Below are 8,761 nucleotides of genomic sequence, written 5' to 3' on the forward strand. Positions count from 1 at the left end.
GTATAGCCTATCGCAAAAAATCCGCTTGCAACCCTTGAATCTCCGCTCTTTATAATTGCCGTAATCGGAGTATCTCCGTCAATTACAGCGTATCCGCATTTTTTCTCAACTGATACTACACCATCTGCGATTTCAATAACATCACAAGTTCCATCGGGCAGACTATAGAGCATTATGCCGTTTATAACTTTGCCTGTTAATGCTGACGGATTATCAAATGACTTAGTTCCGTTTATTGTTTCTGTCGTTTCTCCATTAACGGTATCTGGTAGATTATAATACTTTATTGGCATACTAAATGTGTGTGTCTTTACTGCAAAATGTAGCGGCTTAGCTATATAATGGTCTGACTTGCCACCGTTGGACTTGCCAAGCTTGCCTGATAGATGTTGCACCTGTTTTATCTGTCCTTTTAAAGCTATCATTGCGTAGCCTCCTTTGCTGTAACAGCCTTGCACACACAAAACTCATCACAAGGCACAATCATATAATAATCGCCGTCTGCAGTCTGTAAACCAATGTCAAAGTAATATCGCCCAAACGACAGCTTGGCTGTGTCCGTTGGTGTAAGTTTAATAGTACAAATACCGTCAACAATATTTGCGGAAGTAAGCGTTTTTACTATGTTATAATCGCTGTTTTCTGCATTTTCTTTAACACCGAATATGATTTTTTCGCCGTCTTGAAGCGTGTACTGCTCGCCGTTTTCGTCCTCAATCGTCAGGCTGAAAGCGTTCGTTGTGCCTCTGATTATACTAATCATCTAATCACCCCTATTCACTATATCCCCAAGCGTGTAGCCCATTGCCGAGGTCTATATCCGTTACATTATGACCAAAGAGTTGATTGCAAGTAAAGTTATTGCTTACATTTAAACCCTCTGATTCGGTGTATCTAAGCTTATTTACATATACTTTTTGACTTTTGTCATACACACTCCAGGTCATTGCATCACCGTCTATCAAGTCAAATGTAAGACCATACTGCCCTGTATCGCCACCACGAATACCTGTCTGACCTATCTCAGTATCACCACGCCAGAATTTAATACCGTCCTTACTTACGGTCATAAGCTTGTTACCGTCGCTATTATTAACTGTAATAGTATTGTTTATGCTGTCTAATTTCATTGTTCCATCATCAGACACAAGCACGCCGTTTTCCATTTTCCAGCCTGCAATAGAGCCTGTTGTAGCTATAATTTTGATACCTTGTAGTGTGCCAGCTTTAATAATGTCAGCATTAAGCGTTCCAGTAGTAATGAAATCTGCAACAATAGCACCGTCCATAGTCATTGCAAGCGGAAAAGGTCCATTATAGCCATTACTACTATATCCAAAACCATTCATATTAAATCGCCATATCTTAGTTGCTGTGTTTATATCTGGAGCGTTCATAATAAGCAGTTCAGACGGTTTTTCGGACGGATTAAGCACAACATATCCGCCGCTTGCACCTGTAATTAACGCTGTTGCGGTTTCTATCGCTTTTTGCCAAGCGGTTGGCTGTTTATCTACAGTTGTGCTTATCTGATTGATTCTCGTGGCATTATCAATGAGCTTTTTTGAAATTTTCTCAGGCGAGGTTGAAAGAGTAACTGTATTATTGATTGGTTCGTTTGGGTATTCTTTAATTTCAACAACTGTATGTTCGAGCCGTTTATTTCTTCTGCGGTCTATGAGTGTAATTACGCTATTAAGCCTTATGTAAAATTCAGAATATTCTATCTTATTAAGTCTTGCAAGGTCGATAATTTCACACACATAAGACCGTTCCGGCAGAGCTAATTCTTTTAGCTTTTCCTGAGCATCTACAAGTAAACTTTCAGCTTTCGTATATCTTTCATCTCTCCAAACAGTAGCGATAACCTTATCGCTATAAGAGTTATTATCAATATATTCTTTCCCGTTGTTGATTTTGGCAAAAGATAACCCGTCCTTACCATAAGCGTAAAGACGGGTAGCAAAATTACTTGATGAGCCTTTAAAGGTCAGTTCTTTCAGATTTAATTCATCACTGAAAAATACATTATTTGCAAGTGTTGCTGGCACAGAAACATTAAGTATTTTGCGTATATTATCCACATCAAAAGATACATTGTACATTGTTTTATTTGTACAATTATTAACAATATCGAGTGGTGTAACATCTGTTAAATCAAAACTGCGTTTTGCAGTAACAAGACCTGCGCCAACCACGCTCCAGCCCGTGCCGTCAAGTGCTGTCGACATAGCTTGAACGAAGCTTATAGTATCATACTTAAAGGTGCTAAATATCTTACTTTTTAGTTCGTCAAGGTCGATTTCAGCATTAACAGTAGCTATTGTTCTGCGTTCATTTATGCTCTTGATATTGTAATAAGTACCATCATATTCAATGCGTTCTTCTTCGGCTATCAGGCGATATTCTGGGCTTTGCGGTGATATATCGAACTGCATTGTTTTACTGCCACCAAGCGATGATGTTATGCACCAATTCGATATGCACGATAGAGGATAAACTTTCCCTCCGCTGTATAATTTCATTGCTTTCATAATTCACCTCATATAAATGTAGGATAATATTCTGTTACAAACTCAACTTTTACTGGTGATGAGTGTTGAGCTATGTATATGTTTTTGCCTGGGTGTAACTTTGGAAATTCTACAACATTAGAATCTCCGAAAGCATTAAGCCCGTTTTTTGTAACCTTGCAGTTTATGCCATCAAACACAACAACATCTCCTGAATTAACCTTATCCATAGAATAAGAAACTGAATTAGAGCCATATGACATAATAAATTGAAGCCTTGCATTAGCCATTAGACCAAGTGCAAGTGAAACATCTTCAACGGAATAATTCATAGAGCCAGCGAGAGGTGCTACATACTTAAAGCTTTCGCCAAGCATTGAAACATTTGTATTAGCGGAGCTTGAAGCTGTAGCAAGGACATCTGCAAAGTGCGTGCTATCTTTTGCAGAAAGTCCAAATGCTGTAAGAGCGTCCGTTACAATATCTGATGTGGTTGCAAGGTCTAAGCCGTCGGCGGCAGACAGATTCATTATACCGTCAATACCATCAAGCATAGATTTAGTGTCCCAGCCAGCCATAGCCATATACTGAAAAGCTTCCGCAGATTCAGTGGCAGAAAACTTTGTAGTTGCTCCCATCTCTTTCGCTTTATCTGTAAGAGATTGAAGGTCATTTCCAGTTGCACCAGAGATAGATGATACTTTCGACATAGCTGCTTCAAAGTCCATACCTACCCTTGTAGCGGCTGTACCTATAGTTCCGATTCCTGCTGAAACTGTCGCTACTGATGTTGTTACTACTGATGTAAATTTTCCAATCATATCAGTAGCTTTAGAAGTCACTGTACCTACTGTTCCTACACCAGTTTTGGCAAGTTTTTTTAACTTAGATAAGCCAGTAGAAAAACCGTTGCTGTCAATCTTAGTATCAAATTTCAAACTTCCGTCATAGCTCATATTCTCACCTACTTTCTTGCAAAATAAAAGCGCACACCATTTCTGATGTACGCTCGAGTGTTAAATTTTAATAATTAAAATTCATAGTGTGACCACATAGATATTATTTTTACTGTCTTTTCTTCCTCATAAACCATATATACAAGCCTGTGCTGTGAATTAATCCTGCGTGAATAACACTGCTTGAGATTTCCGACAAGCCTTTCATATGGTGGGGGATTTTTATACGGATTTTCTGCTATAAGTTCAAGAAGATTGCTGACATTCTTTTTTAAAGCCGGATATTGCTTAATCTTTTCCTTATCTTTTTGAGCTGATTTAGTAATCATAATTTTATAATTACCATTCAAATTCTTCACACTCCTCAAGCGGAGTATTTACCCCATTTTCAAGTTTTTCTTTCATTCCTGGAATAGAGGTAAGATAAAGAGTTTCCATAAGGCTGTTATACTCGCTTTCACTTATAAGAACCGCATTGCCATTCTTAGTATTGATATTCACAGGTTCGTTATACTTAATGGTTTGTTCTATAAGCTCAAAAAGCTGTTTTCTGAAATTTGTTGCATTTGTGTTAATCATTTTCTGCACCTCCGTTTATATTGTATGTACATTATAGCGTACATATAAGTAAAAAGCAAGAGATTTTTTCAAGAAAAAAGCACACTCGGGTGAGAGTGCTGACTTATTTTTAAAAATTAGAAAAAGCGTTGACAGGCACGATATATCGTGCTATAATATAAACATAGAGAGGAGGTGAAAAAATGAAAGGCAAAAAAATCGACGAGCTAATCAAGTTGATTGAAAAACTCGAAAAGCTCGTCATCAAGATTATATCCTTAGTCGGTTGTGTTTTAATCTTGATAAAGATTATTTTCGGATAATCCGAAAGGTGGAGAGGGAAGCAGTAACTTCCCTTAAAACCACCTATATTATAATATAAGCCTTTCAATAAGTCAATGAAGAAAAAAGTAAAATTAGTTTTTCATATCATTATGCTTGTTGCACTTGTATCTTTTCTTATCTATCTTATTATTCTAATCATTGGAGGTTTTAGATTATGAATCTTAAAGAAATTCGATTATCAAAAGGTATTTCCGTTCCTAAGCTTGTTGAACTTTCGGGAGTACCTCGCAGAACTATTCAAGACATCGAAAAAAATGGAGATTGTAGAGTATCAACTGCTATTAAACTCGCTGACGCTCTCGATGTAACACTTGATGAGCTATGCCGTATATCAAATAACAAATAAGCAATTCCCACTCGATTATTTTCGGGTGGGAATTATTTCTTTATCAACATTTTTTCAATTTCGTTAATTTTCTTATTTTCACTTTGGCTTTTAGGCAAGGCGTGTAGTCTTTTCATCTTACTGTAAAATTGACGCTCGCTTGTAGACATCTTACTGCTGATTTTCATAGTACGATAGCCCATAATTTTTACAATCTCACAATCATTTGTAAGTGATTTAAATAGAGCGTTAAACTTCCACCAGTGCAAATATTTTATGCTTTCTAAATCTATGCCGTATTGCTGCATAAATGCCGCATAAATATATCCGTCATCATATTCAAAATCATAGCAACGACCGCCTTCGGACTGCTTAGAACCGCTTTCTTTCCTATCCTTTCCACAAGAATAAAACCAAATAAGCTTGTCAACTGCTTCATTGAGATTGTTAGGTAATACAGGGTAAAATAATTGTAAAGCATTAGCTATTTTAAGATGTTCAGGAAAATCCTCGTCAAACATCATCTGTTCAAATAATATTGCCGTGCGGAAGTCTGAATTTATCTCAACCTCCGCACCGTCAATATTAACGCTCTTTGGAGCATTATCTATAAGCAGACTCATTCTCTTTTAATTCTCGCAATAGAATACTTATTGAACAAAGTTTCGAATTTTTCGTTTTGCTCTGCCTTAATTTGCTCTATTGCTTTGATAACTTCACCAAAAACATTTATGCAATCGAAAAGGCTCGAACCGTTTTTAATCAACTTTTCCGCTGTTCCTTCTCCAAAAAGTTCATCTATAAATCCTGCGATAGCTTTACACTGATTTCTAACAGCTTCCGATTCAGCCTTTGCTTTCTTTGTTGCGTTTTTGCATTCATCAAAAACTTTTTTACTTGCTTTTTCGACCTTTTCGAGAACATCTGCGTCAAGAAAATCGAGGTCCTGAACCTCGTGTCCCATAATAAGCATTATTTATCACTCCTTTGCTGTAAATGTTCTTGTGCTTGTGTTAAATGTACCCTCGATAATTTCACCAGCACCAAGCAAATTACCACTTGCACCGAGGTCGCCGTCATCGTTAGAAAAGCTTGCAAGCTCAACTGCGACCTTGATTTTCCTTGCATTATATGTATTTTCAGTGCTTGCAACAGGGCTACTCATATCTACCATAACATAATCTCGTTCTGCATCTGCACCCGTGAGCTGTTTTTCACCAACCTTGCAGATAAATTCAACAGCCTCTTGCTCACGAATCTGGTCAAGCTCAAATGGTGTTGACCAGTCATAGCCGTTTATAGTCTTTATTGCTGACTTATCACAAACATATCTTCGTGATTTTGTCTGTGCAGCAGGGTTTTCTTCAAGGCTTTTAAAACCTGCGCCCATAAAAGCAAAGCTTGGTGCTTCTGCACTTGCCTCTGCTACATCAATGTAGTTTGCAATAGTTCTTCTTTGTTTAATACTCATTGTTTAAATCCCCTTTATATAAATTATATTTTGCGGATATTTGCAATTGATACTGCACCGCATCATTCATATTTTCATTAGGTATTGCATAAAGCATACCGTTTGCACAAGTTAGTTTGCGAAGTTCGCAACTAAAAATTTTGTTTCCAACTTCAAACTCGAACTGTTGACCCTTAGCATAGTTTTCAAGCCACATTTGCAGTTCAAGCAGGACGCCACTGTTTGTAATACGGTCATAATCGTTTATAGACTGATACACCGCATAAAGCGAAAATGTATGCTGACGAACCTCATCACCGTTCACATAACGCTTAATAAGCGTATCTCCGCTTGAAGACAAACCGTAGTTCGTAGGAGTATCTTCTGTAAAATCAACATGAATTTCATTGCACACCTCTGCAATTTTCGGAAATTCCTGCATAATGCTTTTTACAAATTCAATTATATTCATAAAAGATTTTGTGCTCCTTTCAAAATTTGTTCCTTGCGGTCAGCTTTCATTCGTTCGAACCATAGCTTACCAGCTCGAGGGTGCTTATGGATATATAATAAAAAAGTGGACAAGTATGATAAAATAGAAGACAGAAAAAGGAGGAATAAAAAATGTCTTCAAAAAATCCGAAATACACCCAGGAATATAAGCAAACAATAGTCAATCTGTACCATTCGGGAAAAACATATTCTGAAATACACAAGGAATATGGAATTTCTCACAGTGCTTTATCCAATTGGATAAAGCAGTACTCAGAAGTAAAAATTGATGATGAAACAGTTTTTACAGCCAAACAAATAAAGGAGCTTCAAAAACGCAATGCCCAACTTGAGGAGGAAAATCTAATACTAAAAAAAGCCATTGCGATATTCACGCCAAACTCAGGCAAAGACTGAATGCCGTAAAGCTGCTGTCATCAGAACACGCTGTTACAACGCTTTGCCGTGTTCTTAGTGTCAACAGAAGCACATATTACAAATTTCTTCATCACAAGCCCTCTGAAAGAGAGCTTGAAAACCGTAGGATTCGAAGTTGTATTGCCGAGCTTTATGCAAGATCAAAAAAACGCTTCGGAGCTTACAAGATAAAAAATTGCCTTGCCGGTGAATATCGCATAAATATAAGTACGCAAAGGGTTTATCGCCTTATGAAAGGTATGAATCTGCCAAAAATGAGTACTATCAAGCCGTCCTATCCAAAACACAAAACAGCTTCAAATGAGCATTGCCCAAACATATTGAAACAGCGTTTTAATCCATCCCAACCTAATAAAGTATGGGTATGTGATTTTACATATCTTCGTGCCGCGGGAAGATTTTATTACCTTTGTGTAATACTTGATCTGTTTTCAAGAAAGGCTATCGCATATAAATTATCTCCACATCTCAACACAAAGCTTGCAATTGAAACACTTGATTCAGCTGTCGCCAACCGTAATATTTCAGGCAGCCTACTCTTTCACAGTGACAGAGGTTGTCAGTTTACAGCAGAAGCTTTCAGGAAACATTTGGACGAGCTAAATATTGTTCAGTCATTTTCCGCAAAAGCGCATCCTTATGATAATGCTGTAATGGAGTGCTTTTTCAAGTACTTGAAAAAAGAAGAAACCAACCGCAGAACTTACTCTTCCTTTGATGAACTGAAACTGAGCATTTTTCAGTATATCAACGGTTTCTACAATTCTTTCAGACCTCATTCTCACAATAACGGCCTCTCTCCTGATCAGGCAGAAATGAATTTTTTGNATCCATTTTTTAGCTTTTGTACTCATCATATTTAACCTCTCCTTCATTTTGAATCTTGTTCTAAGTCGCTGATACGGTGATTGATAACCTTGATTTCTTCATCATAAAGACTGGTTGCCGTTGTGACGGTTTTCTCGATTTCGTACATTCTTTCAACAAGGTGGTTATGCTTGTCAACCTTTTTTTCGAGCTGCTCAAGGCGGTAGAGATTAAGCTTTGAGGTAACTAAAATACCGCCAAGAGAACCTATAAGCGAGCAAAGTGCAGATAATAAACTTAGTATAATTTCAACATTCAATTTTCATCACCTCTTCTCAATTAAGTTTTAATCAATGTATTGCTATCAATAGCAAAGTATTTGTTGCTATCAATAATCAATATGCTTCCTGCTGTGACATTTGAGCAATCATACACATTTTTCATATCGTATACAGCACTGCTATTTTGTAAAAACGGTTTACTTTCTATAATTTCTACATTTTCATCTCGACTATAAAGCAAGCGATTAGTTGTTTTATAAGTTTCGCCCTGATGATTTTCATCTGTACGAATATACTCCGATTTGCTTGCTATTGTATTAGTGCTATAAGCTGTAACATTAAAGTCTTGCTCGTGATATGATATTAAATTGTAGTCATAAGTATTCGGCAAAGTACGATTATAACCACCGAATAAAATTGCTATTGCATTATCGTTTGAAATTAACATAAAGTTAAATGTTCTCGTCGTTATATCTGTTACGAATTTCGTAGCACCTAAAAAAAGCAAGCCTGCACTTGATTTATCCACATTATTGATTACTGTCTGTATATTATATTGAGAAGTTGCCCTATTAATCGCCACGGCTCTTATAAGC

General features: G+C 37.0%; 13 protein-coding genes and 1 pseudogene. 2 read left to right on the plus strand and 12 right to left on the minus strand.

The window, feature by feature from the left end; translation table 11 throughout:
* From C9914_RS11200 to C9914_RS11225, 6 genes and pseudogenes are all read right to left on the minus strand, one after another.
* Window positions 1–425: hypothetical protein (locus C9914_RS11200; RefSeq protein WP_158707414.1), on the minus strand; the 425-nt coding region annotated here is incomplete at its 3' end.
* Complete coding sequence (locus C9914_RS11205) at window positions 422–763, minus strand: hypothetical protein (protein ID WP_106765469.1); 342 nt, start codon at window positions 761–763, stop codon at window positions 422–424. The genes C9914_RS11205 and C9914_RS11200, both read right to left, overlap by 4 nt.
* Window positions 764–773: 10 nt before the next feature.
* Window positions 774–2,534, minus strand: coding sequence for a phage tail protein (locus C9914_RS11210; protein WP_106765471.1), 1,761 nt, complete (start codon window positions 2,532–2,534; stop codon window positions 774–776).
* 248 nt (window positions 2,535–2,782) lie between these two features.
* Window positions 2,783–3,469 (minus strand): annotated as a pseudogene (locus C9914_RS11215) (phage tail tape measure protein); the annotation flags it as partial.
* Between the two features lie 74 nt (window positions 3,470–3,543).
* A complete protein-coding gene (locus C9914_RS11220) occupies window positions 3,544–3,819 on the minus strand; it encodes a Txe/YoeB family addiction module toxin (protein WP_106765475.1) in 276 nt (91 codons plus the stop codon).
* The gene (locus C9914_RS11225) at window positions 3,809–4,048 is read right to left on the minus strand and encodes a type II toxin-antitoxin system Phd/YefM family antitoxin (protein WP_106765476.1); all 240 of its coding nucleotides are present in this window, start codon (window positions 4,046–4,048) and stop codon (window positions 3,809–3,811) included. The genes C9914_RS11220 and C9914_RS11225 overlap by 11 nt, the downstream gene beginning before the upstream one ends.
* 478 nt (window positions 4,049–4,526) lie before the next feature.
* Between C9914_RS11225 and C9914_RS11230 the strand changes: the two genes are divergently transcribed.
* On the plus strand, window positions 4,527–4,718 hold the full coding sequence (locus tag C9914_RS11230; protein WP_022265013.1) for a helix-turn-helix transcriptional regulator: 192 nt from the start codon (window positions 4,527–4,529) through the stop codon (window positions 4,716–4,718).
* A 32-nt stretch (window positions 4,719–4,750) separates the two neighbouring features.
* Here C9914_RS11230 and C9914_RS11235 read toward each other — a convergent pair whose 3' ends face one another.
* From C9914_RS11235 to C9914_RS11250, 4 genes are read right to left on the minus strand one after another with little or no spacing between them, the layout of a single operon-like run.
* Window positions 4,751–5,320: a bacteriophage Gp15 family protein gene (locus tag C9914_RS11235; RefSeq protein WP_106765478.1), complete on the minus strand. Its 570-nt coding sequence runs from the start codon at window positions 5,318–5,320 to the stop codon at window positions 4,751–4,753.
* Window positions 5,317–5,670 (minus strand): DUF6673 family protein, encoded by a 354-nt coding sequence (locus tag C9914_RS11240; protein WP_106765479.1) that lies wholly within the window; start codon window positions 5,668–5,670, stop codon window positions 5,317–5,319. Before C9914_RS11240 ends, C9914_RS11235 begins: the two co-directional genes overlap by 4 nt.
* A 6-nt stretch (window positions 5,671–5,676) precedes the next feature.
* Window positions 5,677–6,168: a hypothetical protein gene (locus tag C9914_RS11245; RefSeq protein ID WP_106765481.1), complete on the minus strand. Its 492-nt coding sequence runs from the start codon at window positions 6,166–6,168 to the stop codon at window positions 5,677–5,679.
* Window positions 6,158–6,619: a hypothetical protein gene (locus tag C9914_RS11250; protein WP_106765483.1), complete on the minus strand. Its 462-nt coding sequence runs from the start codon at window positions 6,617–6,619 to the stop codon at window positions 6,158–6,160. The genes C9914_RS11245 and C9914_RS11250 overlap by 11 nt, the downstream gene beginning before the upstream one ends.
* 152 nt (window positions 6,620–6,771) lie before the next feature.
* Here C9914_RS11250 and C9914_RS11255 point away from each other — a divergent pair.
* Window positions 6,772–7,940 (plus strand): IS3 family transposase gene (locus tag C9914_RS11255; RefSeq protein ID WP_106765485.1). Its coding sequence is split into 2 segments (ribosomal slippage): window positions 6,772–7,021 and window positions 7,021–7,940, totalling 1,170 coding nucleotides; the frame shifts between segments, so codons are not numbered across the junction.
* 8 nt (window positions 7,941–7,948) lie between these two features.
* Here the strand turns inward: C9914_RS11255 and C9914_RS11260 are convergent.
* A complete protein-coding gene (locus C9914_RS11260) occupies window positions 7,949–8,203 on the minus strand; it encodes a hypothetical protein (protein WP_106765466.1) in 255 nt (84 codons plus the stop codon).
* A 20-nt stretch (window positions 8,204–8,223) separates the two neighbouring features.
* A partial coding sequence (locus C9914_RS11265) for a hypothetical protein (RefSeq protein WP_158707415.1) occupies window positions 8,224–8,761 on the minus strand: 538 nt, incomplete at its 5' end.

It is taken from the genome of Pseudoruminococcus massiliensis, assembly GCF_900291955.1.
Taxonomy (GTDB): domain Bacteria; phylum Bacillota; class Clostridia; order Oscillospirales; family Acutalibacteraceae; genus Pseudoruminococcus; species Pseudoruminococcus massiliensis.